Source organism: Streptomyces sp. NPDC051172 (assembly GCF_040682555.1).
Classification (GTDB): domain Bacteria; phylum Actinomycetota; class Actinomycetes; order Streptomycetales; family Streptomycetaceae; genus Streptomyces.
Genome location: NZ_JBFBBE010000013.1, coordinates 1 through 14,668 on the forward strand (window position 1 = coordinate 1; position 14,668 = coordinate 14,668).

Genomic DNA, 14,668 nt, shown 5'->3' on the forward strand with positions numbered 1-14,668 from the left:
ACGCCGAAGGGACGACGGTGTGACCGCGCTCCTCGAAGAAGCTCAGCCAGCGGCGGCGAATCTCGGCCGACTCCATCAGTGGTCCTCATTCCGGTCGCAGGGGTGGGCCGTCTCATCCCGGTGTCTGGCCCGGAGAGCCCGTTGCAGGTCGTCGCGCCCTTCCGCCAGCAATCGTCGCAGTGGCGCCGGAGTGCCGGGACGGGCCATCCGGTCCCGGGCCGCGGTGACGGTTCGCTCGCTGAGGGAACCCATGGGAAACGCCTCACGCACGAAGCGCTGGGCCCGGCCACCTGACAGTTCGTTCCACACCCGGCCGACGACTTCGAAGTACGCCTCCTCGAAGTCGGTCAGCAGGTGTCGGTGATCGGGCTCGGTGAGACCTTCGAGGGTGCCTCGGAAGGGGCCACCGGTCAGTTCACCGGTCAGCAGCCTGTGCCAGGCCTCGGCCTTGGCCTGCCGTGTGGGGATCGCCGCGCGGCACGCCGCCGCGTGCCGGTCTCCCGTGGCCGACGGGTCCCGCTGCTGCTGCGCGTCGATGTCCGGCGCTCCCAGTTCGCCGATGACGATCAGACGGCGCAGTAGCGTCCACCGCAGCTCCCCGTCCAGGGCGGACTCACCGTCGAGCATGCCGCGCAGCACGGCCACCTGCTCGGCGGAACGGGCAGTGGAGACGAACGCGTTCAGATGGACGAGGTACAGCTCGGATCCGGGCTCGGCGCCGCGCAGCAGGGTGTATGCCGTCCGCGCGAGGAGTCCGAGGCCGCTGTCGCGCCAGCCGGGTGCGGCGTAGTCGTACACCGCTGTCCGGGCTCGTTCACCCAGCGTCTGGGCGAGGCTCGCGTCGGTCACCGTCGGAAGGCTGTCGGCGACGAGCTTCACGTAATCGCGCGCGGGCAGTTCGCCGTCCCGTGTCATGTCCCACAGGATCGACCACACCTGTACCGCGGCCAGTGGATTGCGGATCTCCGAGACGCCGCGGACACTCCCGCCCCCACCCTGACGCCCCAGCACGGTGCGCAGCGACCGGTCGTCGAGTCTCACCTTCGCGTAGGCCAGATCGTCGTCGTTCAGCAGCATCAGGGCCGGGGGCTCGTCGCCCACGAGTTCGGCCACTTCCGTGCGTTCGCCGGCGATGTCCAGCTCGATACGCCTGCGGCGCACCAGCCCTTCGGGGGCATGCTCGTAGAGACCCACGGCCACCCGTTGCGCGCGGAGCACCGGATTGCGGTCCGGTGCCTGCTGGACAACCGTGCACCTGCTCAGCCGCCCGTCCCGACCGCAGTCGTACTCCAGCCTGAGCGTGTTGACTCCCGCGGTCTCCAGCCACTCCTTCGACCAGGTGGCGAGATCCCGCCCGGACGTCTCCTCCAGCATCGCGAGCAGATCCCCGAGCCGGGTGTTGTTCCAGGCGTGCCGCCGCACATACCGTCGTATCGCCTCTTCGAAGTGGTCACGGCCGACGTAGGACACCAACTGCTTGATGACGGAGGCGCCTTTGAGGTAGGTGATGCCGTCGAAGTTGACCTCCGTCGCGGCAACGTCCGGGATCTCAGCGGCGATCGGGTGCGTGGACGGCAGCTGGTCCTGCCGGTAGGCCTCCGTCTTGCGCAGGTTGGCGAACGTCGTCCACGCGCCCGTCCACTCGGTGACCTCGCTCTGCGCCAGCACTCCGGTATAGGTGGCGAAGGACTCGTTGAGCCACAGGTCGTCCCACCACCGCATGGTGACGAGGTCACCGAACCACATGTGGGCCATCTCGTGCAGCAGCGTCTCCGCACGCCGCTCCCGCAACAGGCCGGTCGGAGCCGAACCGAACACGTACTTCTCGTTCAGGGTGACGCAGGCCGCGTTCTCCATGGCGCCCAGGTTGAACTCCGGCGCGAAGACCTGGTCGTATTTCGCGAAGGGGTAGGGCATCCGGAACAGGTCGTGGAAGAAGCCGAAGCCACGACGGGTGATGTCGAACAGAACGTCGGCGTCAAGATCTGCGGCCAGCGAGGCCCGGCACAGCAGACGGAGCGGGATCTCCGTTCCCTCCGGCCCCACATACCGGTCCGTGACGACGTGATAGGGACCGGCCACGACGGCCAGCGCATAGGTGGGCAACGGCGCGGACGCGGGGAAGCGCCAGGTGGAGCCGGACGCCTCCGCCCCGCGGACGCGCTCCGGCACCGTGGCGGACGCCACCTCCCAGCCGTCGGGTGCCACCACGGTCAGTTCGAAGCGCGCCTTGAGATCGGGCTGATCGAAGCAGGCGAACACCCGGTGCGCATCGGCTGTCGCGAACTGGCTGTAGAGGTAGGCCTGGCCGTCCTCCGGGTCGACGAATCGATGCAGCCCTTCCCCGCTGTGCGTGTAGCGGCAGGCCGCCACGACGCGTACCTCGTTGTCCGCCCGCAGGTTGGACAGCGTGATTCGGCCTCCCTCGTAGCGAGGGTCCAGCCGCTCCCCGTTGAGGACGACGCCGAGCACCTCGGCGTCGGCCAGTTCGAGGAACGTGGCAGCGCCCGGCTCAGCACACGTGAAACGCACGGTGGTGGTCGACTCGAACGTGTCCGGGCCCCGGGTCAGGTCCAGACCGACCCGGTAGGAGTCCACGCGCAGCAGTTCGGCACGGCGGCGTGCTTCCTCGTGCGTCAGGTTGCCTGCCACGAGGTGATCAGTCCTCTCCGTAGTGGAAGACGCCGGCCGTCCTGGTGTTCTTGTAGGCGGTGACGCCGATCACGGGGCTCTCGAAGGCCGGTACGGCCCGCGCGTAGGCCCCCGCGTAACCGCGCGGCGTGTAGAACAGGCCCCAGGCCGCCTGCCAGGGCTCCTGAACGCCCGTCTCCGGATCGACGACGGGCTCGGAACGCGGGACGACACGCTGCTGGATGACACAGCCGTCGGCCACCCCGTCCTTCAGGGCCCGCCACCAGGTGTCGTCGTCGACGGACCAGCCGGCGATGACGCCGACGCCGCCGTAGTAGCCGTTGGGCTTGAGGATCAGCTGGTCGCGGTGTTCCCGGGCGTGCCCGACCAGTTCGTCATCCGCCAGGCTGGAGGCCCCCTTGAGGGAGCGGGTCCAGGGCAGCACACGGTCCACGACGTCCAGCTCGTCGGCGGTGAACAGAGAACGCCGGTGCGGATCGGACAGCAGCGCGAGCGCGCCCTTGTTCGCGAACAGGTTGCTCTCCAGCGGGGTGAAGAGCACTGTGCCTCCCTCCCGGTGCGCCCGCAGCACCGGCTCCACCAGGGAGAAACCCTGTTCGTCGCCGATGATCTCCTCGACCGTGAAGCAGCGCAGGACGACGTCGATTCCGGTCTCACCGAGGTAGAGCTTGCCGCCGCGCTCCGCGACATCGCCGATCTCCGCGACGTGGAAGTCGAGGCCGAAGCCACGCATCACGTCGCGGAAGGTGTTCCAGTGGCTTGCGTAGTTCGCCAGACCACCAGGTCCCTCCAGCAGCGCCACGACCGGGTCCGCCGCGATGCCCGAACCCGCGGCGCGCAGGGTCTCGGCGACCTCACGTCCCGTGTGGGTGTAGCCGAGGCCGTGCTCGGTCGCGAAGCCGGCGAAGGCGTCGTTCTCCATCAGCGCGCTCGGGATCTCACCGGCTCGGTCCGCACCGCCGACCTCACTGGCGATGCCCATCTCCAGGAGCTTGAAAGAGGTGCCGTCGTGGTACATGTCGGCACGTCCGTAGCAGGGCGGCTTGATACCGCCGAGCGAACGGATCAGCCGCGAGCGGCCTTCGTCGATGCCGAGGGCGCTGACGTAGGCGTCCAGATCGCCGTCGAACATCCGCTGCGGCAGCGATGTGATCAGTTCGAAGAGGCACTGGACGTCGTCGCTGAACTCCAGGATCTGGCGGTGCTCGACGAACAGCGGTCGCGGAAGATACGACCCGGTCCAGTTGCGCAACGAAGGGTGTCGGTCGATCTCCCCGACGAGGTGGCGCAGGTCTTCCCGCTGGTTGTACGCGGCGGACGGGTCGGTGGGGCGCTGGGTGTTCACGCGGTCTCCAGGGTCTTGTTCTCAACGGGGGATGCACTGACACGTCGGGCGACGGGGCCTGCCAGAGAGAGGGTGGCCCCGGCGGTGAACAGGCCGAGCACGGCGCAGGAGGACCACAGCGCCGTGGGCCCGACCGTGCTGAACAGCGCGGTGGCCGACGCAGGGGCGACGAGGCGCGCGAACTGCCAGACCCATGCGAGGGCGCCCTGGTAGCGGCCGCGGGCCTCCTCCGGGGCGAGGTCGGTCACGATCGCGCCGGCCACCACGCCGTTGACCACTTCACCGATCGACCAGACGATCACGGTCAGGACGTACTGCCAGGGCCGGTGGGCGAGTCCGGTCGTGGCGACTCCCACGCCGATGAGCGCCCACGACAACGCCAGCACCTTGATGCGGGGCAGACGGGCGAGCCGCCCGTAGATCAGCGGTTGGCAGGCGATGACGATCACGGCGTTGGCGACTCCCACGAGCCCGTAGACCGCGGGTGACAGGCCGTCGTCGCGGATCGCCAGCGGGATGGCGAACTCGGTCATCGTGTAGATCGTGATGCCGAGGGCGCTCAGCCCCATGTGAGCCAGCATGAGCCGGTCGCGCAGGACGACGCCGTAGCCCGCACCGCCCTTGTCCTTGGGCGCCGCGGGACGCGGCAGGTCCTTCGGGATGCCGCGCACCACGATGACCGCGTAGGCCAGGCAGGTCAGGCCGTCGAGCAGGAAGAGCAGCCAGAAGCCGCGCCCTGCCAGATACCCGGCGCCGGCGCTGGCCACCGCGGTGCCGATGTTGAATCCCCAGTGCAGCAGGCTGAACGCCTTGCCCCGGTGTTCTGTGTCGACGACATCGCCGACCAGGGCGGAAGCGGCGGGGCGGTAGATGCTCGACATGAGCCCCAGCAAGGCGGCGGCGACCGCCAGGGTGCCCGCACCGGGAGCCGCGTACAGCGCCCCGAGCCCGGCCGGTGTGGCGACCAGGCCGATGAGCACCGCCTGGCGCCGTCCGATGCGGTCCGCGAGCAGACCGCCCAGCACGGGACCGAACATGCCTCCGAGGCCGAGGGAAACGACGATGGTGCCCGTCTGCGCGGTGGAGATGCCGCGCGAGCCCAGGAAGAAGACCAGGAACGGGACGACCATCGTCCCGACCCTGTTGGCGATCATGCCCGCGAACAGGATCCAGAAGGACCGGGGCAGGCCGCCGAAGTTCCGTTCCGCGGCGGCGCGCAGTCGTGGCGGGGTGGTCATGGGGTCTCCTCTCGCAGCGGTCAGACCGCGACGTGGGCGCGGGTCAGGTTGGGCACGAAGTACTGCGCACTGAGGAACAGGCCGTGTGCGTCAGGGCCGAACAGCGTGAACTGCCGCTTGTAGTAGACGGGGATGACCGGCGCATGCTCGGCCATGAGCCGCTCGTCGAGAGCGGCGTAGCCCTCTGCTGCCGCCGCGCGGTCGGGCATGCGGCCGAGCCGCTGGATCTCCTCGGTCACGGCCGGGTCGTCGAAGTACGACAGGTTCATGTTGCCGCTGTCGGTCAGCCGGTCGCCGCGGAAGAGGACGTCGAAGACGCCGGAGGCATCGGGGAAGTCGGGGCCCCACACGCCGTAGATGAGGTCGCAGTCGTTGTCGGCGTCCCCCATCACGCTGTAGAAGCTCGCCTTGTCGACCGGGCGTAGCTCGATCTCGAATCCGGCGGCCTCCAGCGCCCGCTTGACGGCCGGCGCCACGGGCGCGTTGGGTGCGGTGTCGGGGTAGGCGAAGACCAGCGGCCGCAGTTCCTTGTCGGCCAGCAGTTCCTTGGCCTTCAACGGATCACCCTGTCCGCCCGCCGGGTAGGCGTCGAAGGAGCGGTGTCCGGGGACCATCGGGGCGAGGATGGTGGTGGCCGGCTGGGCCCCGGCCTCGCCGCCGGCCAGTGTGACGCAGGCCTCCCGGTCGAACGCGTGGTTGAGGGCTCTGCGGATGTCGACGTCGGTCACCCGCCGGGTGTTGATGTACACGTACTGGAGGTAGGCGGAGGGCCCCGCGACCACTCGGCCGAGCAGCTCCGGGTCGGCCTGGACGGCCGCGACCTTGTCCTCTGCGACGTCGAACGTGGCCACCGCGCTGCGGTCAGCGCCGAGGGGTGACAGCAGACGCTCGGTCTGCCGGTCGCGGGCGACGCCGAACTCCCAGTAGACCTCGTCCGGGTACTGGTGCCGGATCGGGTCGGTGCCCGGGTCCCAGTGGGGGTTGCGCTCCAGCAGGTAGTGGGCACCGGGCACGAACTCCCTTACCCGGTACGGTCCGGTGGACAGCCAGGATGTCTCATAGCCGGCGCCGGTGTCGCGGTCCCGGGGGACGGGGGTGGTCGTCGTGGTGGTGGCGAGGAAGGGGAAGCGGGGATCCGGCTCGGCGAGAGTGAAGACCAGGGTGCGTGCGTCAGGCGTACTCAGCCCAGGGGGCGTCTCACCGTCCTGCAGCCCCCGGTAGCTGCGGCCGGGGTCGAGCGCCTGCTGGATGAACTGGGGCCCGTACACGCCGTCGGGGCCGAAGGAACGCGCGATCGCGTGCGCGACGTCGTAGGAGGTGATGGCGGTGCCGTCCTCGAACTTCAGCCCCTCGCGCAGGGTGTAGGTCCAGGTGGTGCCGCCGTCGACCGTGCGGCCGGTGTCCGTGGCGAGGTCGCCCACCAGCGCGCGGGGGCTGCCGTCATGACTTTCGAGGTAGCCGGTCAGGGTCCGGTGGAACAGCCCGGTGGCCACACCGAGGGTGGTCCCGATGTACATCTGCCCGGGATCCATGTGCTCGGGGGGTGCATCGGCGAGCAGGGTGAGCCGGCCGCCCCGCCGGGCGCCCGGCACCTCGGGGGCCGGGACGGGGGTCTGGCCGTCGTGGTCGATGACAAGCTGGGAGGACACGAAAGACTCCTGTGTACGGGACGTTGAAGGTGGGGCGTCGTTCGATGCGGGGCGGGTGAAACCGCCGCCCGGCCGGGTTCTCGTGAGGACTCGCTAGTGCACGACGAGCCGTCCGGCGAGTGCCGGCAGCCTGCCGTCGACCGCCGCCAGCACATCGGCCAGGTCGAGCCCGATTCGGGCCAGCACCTGCTGGTGGTCGCCGCCCTCCGCGGGCCAGTGCGCACCGGCGTTGGCGCCGTGGACCTCGCCCCGGGGCATCAGCAGGGCCAGCGCTTCGGCCACTCCGCCTTCCTGCCGGTGCTCCTCGACGACCAGGAAGGCGCGGTGCCGGTCGCCCAGTTCCTGCGCCGCGAGCGCCAGGTGCTCGCGGTCCAGATAGGTGAGATGGGCGTGGGCGAGTTCGGGACGGTGCTCGGACACGGCAAGCGCCAGACGGGCCCCCTCCTCGCCGACCGAGACGAGGCACGGAGCGTCGGGATCGCTGTACCTGGCCCAGTTCACCAGGGGCAGGGCGTCCGTCGTCCGGGGCAGACTCCGATAGGCGGCGTTCCTGCCCGTCCTGATGTAGTGCGGCCGCCCGGACTCGGCGGCGGCGCGTACGACCGTACGCATGTCCTCCTCGCCGTACGGCGCGGCGATCGTCACCCCGGGAATGCTGCGCAGGACGGCCAGATCCTCAAGACAGTGATGAGTGGTGCCGAACCAGGCGCCGGACACCCCGGCGTAGGGGGCCACGACGACAACCCCTGCCGCCAGGTACCCCAGGGCGAGTTTCAGGCTCTCCGCCGCGCGCAGCGCCGCGAACGGCGCGAAGGTGGAGACGAACGGCTTCAGCCCCGCCGCGGCCAGACCCGCGGCCATGTCCACCATGGCGCCTTCGGCAATACCGAGGTTGAAGAACCGCTCGGGGAACGCTTCCTGGAAGGGGTGGCCCTTTCCTCCGAGGTCGGCTTCGAGACAGACGATGCGCGGATCCTCGGCGGCAAGCGCGGTCAGCTCCGCTCGGTAGGCATCGCGTCCGGACAGGGTCATCGGATCATCCGCTTCCACTTGGCGGCGCGCGTGGCGTCGATGGTGACGTAGTGCGAGTTGGCCCGGCCCTCGACCGGGGGCAGGCCCTTGCCCTTGACGGTGTCGGCGATCACCGCGAGTGGCTGCGGCGAGCCCGTCCGGTCCGCGGCGAAGAGCGCCGCAAGCCCGGCGACGTCATGGCCGTCCGTCTCGACGACGTCGAAGCCGAAGCTCTCGAAGCGCTCGGCCAGCCGGGGCATTGGGGAAATGTCGGCGACCATGCCGTCGTTCTGACCGCCGTTTCGGTCCACAACGAGTACGAAGTTGCCGAGTTGCCGGGCTGCGGCGACCTGGCAGGTCTCCCAGACCAGCCCCTCTTGCAGCTCGCCGTCGCCCGCGACGGCGATGCCGAGCCCGCCGCGGCCGGCGAGCTTGCGGGCCATGGCCCAGCCGGCCGCGTACGGCACGCCGTGGCCCAGACTGCCGGTGGGGAAGCGGACTCCCGGCACCTTGGGACCGGGGTGGCCGGTGTACGGCTGGCCCGCTTGTCCGTACAACGGCGCGGGATTCTCCGGCAGCACACCGCTGACGTGCAGCGCGGCATACAGACCAGCTGCCGCATGCCCTTTGCTGAGTACGACCTCCGTGCCGTCGCCGCGCGCGGCGCGGTCCAGGGCGGCGATGAGGATGTCGAGCACGGACAGGCTGCCGCCCAGGTGGCAGCCGCGGGGCCCGGCCGCCATGTCGACCACCAACTGCCGTGCACGGTAGGCCCGGTGGGACAACTCCGACTCCGTCGGGCGCTCGGCCGTGATCATCGCTGACTGCCTTCCGGGAGGGCGAACCACCGGGCGACGGCATCACTCAGCACCGTCCGTGCGGTCCGGTAGTCCTCCGCAGTGAGATGTTCGACGTCGGTGTGGTCGAGCGCCGAGTCGCCGGGCCCGTACGCCACCATGGGGACGTCACTCCAGGTGGTCGCCAGGGTGTTCATGTCGGACGTGCCCTTCTTGAGCACGTGGCGCGGACGGATGCCCGCCGCGCCGAAGGCACGGGCGAAGACCTTCGACAGTGCGCTCGTACGCCCCATGGCCACGCCGGGAGTGGCCCGCAGCACCTCGATGCGCACGTCGTCCGAGGCATGGTCGCCCACGAGTTTGCGCAGATGCTCCAGGGCCGCGCCCGGCGGGACCCGGAAGTTCAGCACACCCACGGCCTCGTGCCGCTCTCGCCCGGTGCGGCAGGCGATGTCGATGACGGCGCTGAGTGCCTCCGGTGCCTGGGCGCAGACCGTGGCGCGCAGGTCCGCGAGGACCCGCAGCAACGCGTCGGGCGCCGAGACCGCTTCCATGCCCGCCGAGTGACCGCTGGCCACGGCCACGGTGACGCGCAGCTTGAACAGGCCGTAGTACCCCAGGGTGAGGGTCCCGGAGCCGCTGGGCTCGCCGATCACGACGGCGTCGGCAGGGTAGTGGTCGCGGACGTGGTAGGCACCCTTCGAGGAGGAGATCTCCTCCTCGACCGCACCGACCACCCGCAGTTGCCCGTCGGCCGGGATGTCGGCGGCGGCCAGCACCTCCAGGAAGTTGACCAGGCTGCCCTTGGCGTCCACGCTGCCGCGTCCCCACAGTTCGTTGTCCCGCCACTCGACGGGCCATCCGTGCGGCACGGTGTCCAGGTGGCCGAGCAGCAGCAACCGCCGCGTGCCGGAGCCGCGGGTGGCGACGAGGTTCCCGGCCTCGTCCACACTCGCCTCGATGCCGCGCTCCGTGCACCACTGGCGCAGGTACTCCGCCAGTTCCCGTTCGTCGCCCGAGACCGAGGGGATGCCGACCGCGTGGCTGATCAGTCTCAGATCGGGTGCCGGTTCCGGTGTCCGCCAGAACCGGGTCCAGCCGGACGGATCGGCCAGGGTGTGCGGACCGGTGATGGCGACGTCGGCGGTGCCGTCGAGAGCGAGTTCGGCAGCCCGCACCTTCTGCCGCATGCGCCCCCCAGCGAAGCGCCCGGCTTCGCCCGGGTGGGCGTGGAGCAGGGTCGAGGCCGGGTCGGACGGGTCGGTGAGGAGGCCGGCCGTACCGGTGACCAGCCGCAGGTGATCGGCGTGCAGCGCGTTGGCGAGTGCTGCCGCCAGCACGTCGGCATCGACGTTGAGCGGTGCGCCACCGTCCCGGTCTCCCACGGGGGGCGACAGGCACACCACGTCGTAGGCATCGAGCAGTGCGTTGAGCCGTCCGGTGTCGACCCCGTCCGGTGTCCCGGCACGGTGGTCGCGGACCACGACGGCCCTGCCCTCGTCGGTGACGGCCTTCAACGGGCGGTTGGCCCGTCCGGTGACGAGTCCGCCGCGTGCGGCGACGCAGGCGAAGACGCCGAGTCCCAGCGCCTCCAGACCGGCGACGACGGTGGGCAGGGTGACGCGCTCGTAGGCGTCGATCAGGTGCGGCATTTCGGCCGGCGGACAGTAGCGCACCAGGTCGCCGCCCGGCAGCCGCAGCTGCGGCATGGGACGGCCGATCGAGCGATAGTGCCGCTCGATGCCGACGGCGCCGCCGGCCACCAGCAACACCCGGGCGCCACGGGCGACCAGCGCCGCCACCTCCTGGTGGATGTCGCCTCGGTCGAGGGTGGCGCTGCCCACTTTGACCACGTACAGCGGCTTCACGGCGACACCGCCGTGCGCGGCAGCCCCGCGGCTTCGTCGAAGCCGCTGATCAGGTTCATGGTCTGAATGGCCTGGCCGGCAGCACCCTTGATGAGGTTGTCCAGCGCGGCGACACTGACGCACTCACCGTCCCGGACCGAGATGGCGACCTCCGCGACGTTGGAGCCGACGACCGCTTTGAGCATCGGAAAGTCCTGCGGGGCCTTGGGCGCCGGGCGTACGCGCACGAACGGCCTGTTGACGTACGCCTTGGCGTAGGCGCGCTTGACGTCCAGCGGTCGCACACCGTCGCGCAGCCGGGCGTAGCCGGTGACCAGGATGCCGCGCGGTACATCCAGACTGTGCGTGGAGAACTGCAGGTCCATCGAGGCGCCTGTGAAGTCCGCCAGGGCCTGGTGGATCTCGGGGGTGTGCCGGTGGCCGTGCAGCTTGTGCACCCGGAAGTTGCCGGACCGCTCGGCCGGCGGTTCGCTGCCTCCTCGCCCGCCACCGGTCGAGCCCGTCTTGGCGTCCACGATCACCCGGTCGACCGCCAGGTTCTCGGCGAACAGCGGGTACAGGCCATAGAGCGTGGCCACCGCCATGCATCCGGGCAGGTTGATGAACCGGCTCTCCGGCACGCCGCCGGACAGCTCCGGCACGAAGTAGGCGAAGTCCTCGAGCGGGGGGTGCTGTGCGGTTTTCGGGTAGTGCCGCTCGATCTCCTGCGGGTCACGCAGCCTGAAGTCTCCCGCGAGGTTCAGCACCCGCTTGGCCCGCTCGGCGATGATCGGCAGCCGGGCCGGCAGGGCGCCGGTGGGCAGGCAGCCGAACGCGATGTCGACGTCCTCCAGTTCGTCCAGCGGCCGGAACTTCAGCTGCGCGACCGCGGGATGGTTGCGCAGCCAGGGATGGACGGCGCCCACCGCTACGCCGGCGTTGCGCTCGGCCGACAGGAAGGCCAGTTCGACACCGGGGTGGTCCAGCAGCAGCCGGATCACCTCGCCGCCCGTGTAACCGCTGGCACCGATGACGGCGACTGTGATCTTGTTGTCAGCCAAGGCGGGCCGCCTTCTCCTGCGGACGGCGGTAGTCGCCCTCCGAGACCAGCTTGCGGATGGCGTCGGGGCGGCGTGCCACCTTGCGGAACGCGTCGGCGTACCGCAGCGCCCGCTCGTACTCCACCGGAGAGCGCAGCTCACGGCAGAGGACCAAGGTGCTCTCCAGCATCGCCAGGGTCACCGGGAAGTCCTCGGGCCGGTGGTCGCGCACCGCGCCCGGGTTGAGCGTGAAGGGATAGCCGTTGCCGAAACCGGTCCGGTGCCGGAAGGGCAGATGGCACGGGATCGGGGTGTTCTGCCACTCGCGGGCGGGCACGCCCTCGGCGACCAGCAGTTCGTGCACTGCCTCCTTCACCGCCCACACCGGCAGGTCGTCGAGACCGATCTGTTCGGGGTGCAGCGAGACGCGGTACATGTTGTACGCGTGCACGTGGCCCTCGGGAACGTAGGGGGCCAGGAACAAGCCCGTACCGTCCAGAGCCTCGGCGAGCAGTGCCGCGTTGCGGGCCCGGATCTCGTCGTAGTACGGCAGGCGCTTGAGCTGGCTCGCGCCGAAGGCCGCCGCCACCCAGGACATCTCGTAATCGATACCGTGACGCCGCACGTAGTCGGCTGCGCGCTCGTAGGACTCCGCCTCCTTGAAGAAGGCGATGCCCCCCTCGCCGCCGAGCGGGAAGTTCTTGTCGGCCATCAGGCTCTGGCCCGCGGCGTCACCGAACGAGCCTGCCACCTGGCCGCCGATGGTCGCCGAGTGCGCGTGCGAGGCGTCTTCCACCAGGGCGATGCCGTGCCTGTCCGCCAGGGCACGCAGGGCCGGTACGTCCGCCGGCAGACCGTGCACGTGCACCGGCATGATCGCCTTGGTACGCCCGTTGACCGCGGCGGCAGCCGCCTGCGGATCCATGCAGTACGTGCGTGGGTCGATGTCCACGAAGACGGGTATCGCGTGCGCTGCGACGACGGCTTGCGCGGTGGCGATGAAGGTGAAGGCCGGGACGATGACCTCGTCACCCGGCTGCACTCCGGCGCCGACCAGCGCCAGGTGCAGGCTGGAGGTGCCGCTTGCGGTGGGCAGGGCGTGGGCGGCGCCGACGTAGCGCCGGTAGGACTCCGCGAAGTCGGCGACCACCTGCTGCGGCTCGACCCGCTGAGCCAGCAGCATGTTGAAGATGTCTTCCTTCGTGATGACCGGGAAGACGGACCTGCGAAGATCCTTCGGGATCATCTGGCCGCCGCCGAGTGCCGCGAGTTCGGCGTCGACATCGGCCGGGTCGGGCAACGGCAGGGGACGGTTCGGGAAATCGGTGATCACTGAGCGACTCCGGTGACTGTGGTGGTCCGGACCGCCTGGTTGACGGCCATGCGAACGCAGGCCGCGACAAGGGGGCTGAGGCGGTAGTTGAACTGGACACCGGGGACGAGATCCGCCGCGTCCTCCTGCTGCGTCCACATGGTGCGCAGGTCGTATGCGCCGAAGATCTTCAGCCGCTCGGCCCGGGCCCACACCTGCTCGTCGTCGGTGAGCACCGCGGCGGCGGGGCCGAAGCCGAGGTCCGTGAGATCCACGACCAGCGCGCCGGCCGTGGACGCGCGCGTCAGCTGGGCCACCCGGTCGGCGTTGCCGGGAGTGAGGGAGACGGCCTCGTAGACGGGAGCGGTGCCGGCTGGTGCCCCGTCCCGTACGGTGATGCCGAGCCAGGCGAGGAACGCTCGGTCCTTGGCACTCGGATCGGACAACTGGACCTCGTCGCCGTGACCGATCCCCTGACCCGCCAGTGCAGCGTGCACCGCGGCGCTGCGGCTGTTGACCAGCACGGCGTGGGCACGGCCCGACTGGCTCTTCAGCAGCCTTTCCAGGCCTGGAAGTTCCCGGTCGCTCCTTTCGATGCTCATGACCACACCAGTGGTCATGACCCGGGTCAGCACGGTGGCTGTGTCGAATAGTTCCATGGCTCCTCGCCGGTTTTCCGCGCCTGTCACGCGGCCAGAGGGACGGTGGGACTGCTGTACTTTTCGGCGACGTAGGCGGCCAGATGGTCGGCGATGTTCACGCCGTGCTGCGCCGAGGAACGGGCGAACTCCGGGTTGGCGTTCACCTCCAGCACCAGCAGGCGGCCCGTCGTCCGGTCCTCCACCAGGTCGATGCCGTAGAAGCCCTCGCCCAAGGCGTCCACGACCTGTGCACACAGATGAGCCATCCGGTCGCTGATCTCCACCCGGTTGACCGTGGCGCCGAGATGCGTGTTGGTGCGCCAGTCGTCCGACACGCGCTGGATGGCCACCACCGGTGTCCGGCCCACGACGACGACACGCAGGTCATGACCGGGCTTGTCAATGTGTTCCTGCACGAGGACGGGGAACAACTTGCCGGCGGCGTCGGCCGATTCACGGCCTCCGATCCATGCCTCCACGGACCCCTCGTCGGACAGTCTGGTGACACCCCGGCCCCAGGACCCGCTGACGGGTTTGAGGACGGCGGGAAACCCCAGCTCGGTCACCGCCTCCCGCACCTGTTCGTAGCCGTAGGCGTGCAACGAGACGGGATGGGGTATGGCGTGCCGGGCGAAGAGCAGGGCCTGCAGGCCCTTGTCATTGCATATCTCGATGGTGTCCGCGCGGTTCAGTGTGGGAACGCCGGCGAGCTGGAGGCGTCGGGCCACTCCGATGGCCTCACGGTGGGACAGATTGCGGATCAGGGCCAGGCCCGGCGGGGCCGTGTGCCCCGCCAGAACCTGTGCCATGTCACCCAGCAGCACCGTACGGACCGGCACCTGCGCGGCGCGCAGAGCCGTCAGGAGCAGCTTCTCGTCGGGCCGCAGCATGGTGACGGACAGCAGAACGTCCGCCTCGGGAGAAGTCACTCGCCCCAGTCCTCCTCGACCTCGGGGGCCAGCTCGACGCGGAGCAGCACGTCGGTCTTCTCGACCAGCTCGTGTTCCTGGCCGCACGCACCGCACTCGACGATCTCGCCCCGCTCCCAGCCCGGGTCGATGTCGAACTCGCTGTCACACACCAGGCACTGCGGCGTGGCAATGGCAGTGGTCATGTCGATTCCTCTCGGATTTCTC

12 protein-coding genes are annotated in these 14,668 nt (G+C 70.0%); all 12 read right to left on the reverse strand.

Annotated elements, in window-relative coordinates; translation table 11 throughout:
• Nucleotides 1–75: 75 nt before the first annotated feature.
• The 12 genes from pepN to AB0N07_RS10290 all read right to left on the reverse strand — a co-directional run bounded on the left by pepN (nucleotide 76) and on the right by AB0N07_RS10290 (nucleotide 14,646).
• Complete coding sequence (gene pepN / locus AB0N07_RS10235) at nucleotides 76–2,652, reverse strand: aminopeptidase N (protein ID WP_365833790.1); 2,577 nt, start codon at nucleotides 2,650–2,652, stop codon at nucleotides 76–78.
• A gap of 7 nt (nucleotides 2,653–2,659) precedes the next feature.
• On the reverse strand, nucleotides 2,660–3,997 hold the full coding sequence (locus AB0N07_RS10240) for a hypothetical protein (RefSeq protein ID WP_365833791.1): 1,338 nt from the start codon (nucleotides 3,995–3,997) through the stop codon (nucleotides 2,660–2,662).
• Nucleotides 3,994–5,235 (reverse strand): MFS transporter, encoded by a 1,242-nt coding sequence (locus AB0N07_RS10245; protein ID WP_365833792.1) that lies wholly within the window; start codon nucleotides 5,233–5,235, stop codon nucleotides 3,994–3,996. Before AB0N07_RS10245 ends, AB0N07_RS10240 begins: the two co-directional genes overlap by 4 nt.
• Nucleotides 5,236–5,255: 20 nt before the next feature.
• Nucleotides 5,256–6,884: an ABC transporter substrate-binding protein gene (locus AB0N07_RS10250; protein WP_365833793.1), complete on the reverse strand. Its 1,629-nt coding sequence runs from the start codon at nucleotides 6,882–6,884 to the stop codon at nucleotides 5,256–5,258.
• 93 nt (nucleotides 6,885–6,977) lie between these two features.
• A complete protein-coding gene (locus AB0N07_RS10255) occupies nucleotides 6,978–7,916 on the reverse strand; it encodes a transketolase (RefSeq protein WP_365833794.1) in 939 nt (312 codons plus the stop codon).
• On the reverse strand, nucleotides 7,913–8,713 hold the full coding sequence (locus AB0N07_RS10260; protein WP_365833795.1) for a thiamine pyrophosphate-dependent enzyme: 801 nt from the start codon (nucleotides 8,711–8,713) through the stop codon (nucleotides 7,913–7,915). Before AB0N07_RS10260 ends, AB0N07_RS10255 begins: the two co-directional genes overlap by 4 nt.
• Nucleotides 8,710–10,560, reverse strand: a complete 1,851-nt coding sequence (locus tag AB0N07_RS10265) for a M20/M25/M40 family metallo-hydrolase (RefSeq protein ID WP_365833796.1) — start codon at nucleotides 10,558–10,560, stop codon at nucleotides 8,710–8,712. Before AB0N07_RS10265 ends, AB0N07_RS10260 begins: the two co-directional genes overlap by 4 nt.
• Complete coding sequence (argC, locus tag AB0N07_RS10270) at nucleotides 10,557–11,600, reverse strand: N-acetyl-gamma-glutamyl-phosphate reductase (protein ID WP_365833797.1); 1,044 nt, start codon at nucleotides 11,598–11,600, stop codon at nucleotides 10,557–10,559. The genes AB0N07_RS10265 and argC overlap by 4 nt, the downstream gene beginning before the upstream one ends.
• On the reverse strand, nucleotides 11,593–12,912 hold the full coding sequence (locus AB0N07_RS10275) for a DegT/DnrJ/EryC1/StrS family aminotransferase (protein ID WP_365833798.1): 1,320 nt from the start codon (nucleotides 12,910–12,912) through the stop codon (nucleotides 11,593–11,595). Before AB0N07_RS10275 ends, argC begins: the two co-directional genes overlap by 8 nt.
• Nucleotides 12,909–13,550, reverse strand: a complete 642-nt coding sequence (locus AB0N07_RS10280; RefSeq protein WP_365833799.1) for a degT/DnrJ/EryC1/StrS aminotransferase — start codon at nucleotides 13,548–13,550, stop codon at nucleotides 12,909–12,911. The genes AB0N07_RS10275 and AB0N07_RS10280 overlap by 4 nt, the downstream gene beginning before the upstream one ends.
• A gap of 26 nt (nucleotides 13,551–13,576) precedes the next feature.
• A complete protein-coding gene (locus tag AB0N07_RS10285) occupies nucleotides 13,577–14,461 on the reverse strand; it encodes a RimK family alpha-L-glutamate ligase (protein ID WP_365833800.1) in 885 nt (294 codons plus the stop codon).
• Nucleotides 14,458–14,646, reverse strand: a complete 189-nt coding sequence (locus tag AB0N07_RS10290; protein WP_365833801.1) for a lysine biosynthesis protein LysW — start codon at nucleotides 14,644–14,646, stop codon at nucleotides 14,458–14,460. Before AB0N07_RS10290 ends, AB0N07_RS10285 begins: the two co-directional genes overlap by 4 nt.
• Between the last annotated feature and the right edge of the window lie 22 nt (nucleotides 14,647–14,668).

What these genes read in the sequence shown, in the direction of transcription:
- AB0N07_RS10255 (WP_365833794.1), bottom strand. Translation starts at nt 7,916, where the DNA reads ATGACCCTGTCCGGACGCGATGCCTACCGAGCGGAGCTGACCGCGCTT.
- AB0N07_RS10245 (WP_365833792.1), bottom strand. Translation starts at nt 5,235, where the DNA reads ATGACCACCCCGCCACGACTGCGCGCCGCCGCGGAACGGAACTTCGGC.
- AB0N07_RS10280 (WP_365833799.1), bottom strand. Translation starts at nt 13,550, where the DNA reads ATGGAACTATTCGACACAGCCACCGTGCTGACCCGGGTCATGACCACT.
- AB0N07_RS10260 (WP_365833795.1), bottom strand. Translation starts at nt 8,713, where the DNA reads ATGATCACGGCCGAGCGCCCGACGGAGTCGGAGTTGTCCCACCGGGCC.
- AB0N07_RS10290 (WP_365833801.1), bottom strand. Translation starts at nt 14,646, where the DNA reads ATGACCACTGCCATTGCCACGCCGCAGTGCCTGGTGTGTGACAGCGAG.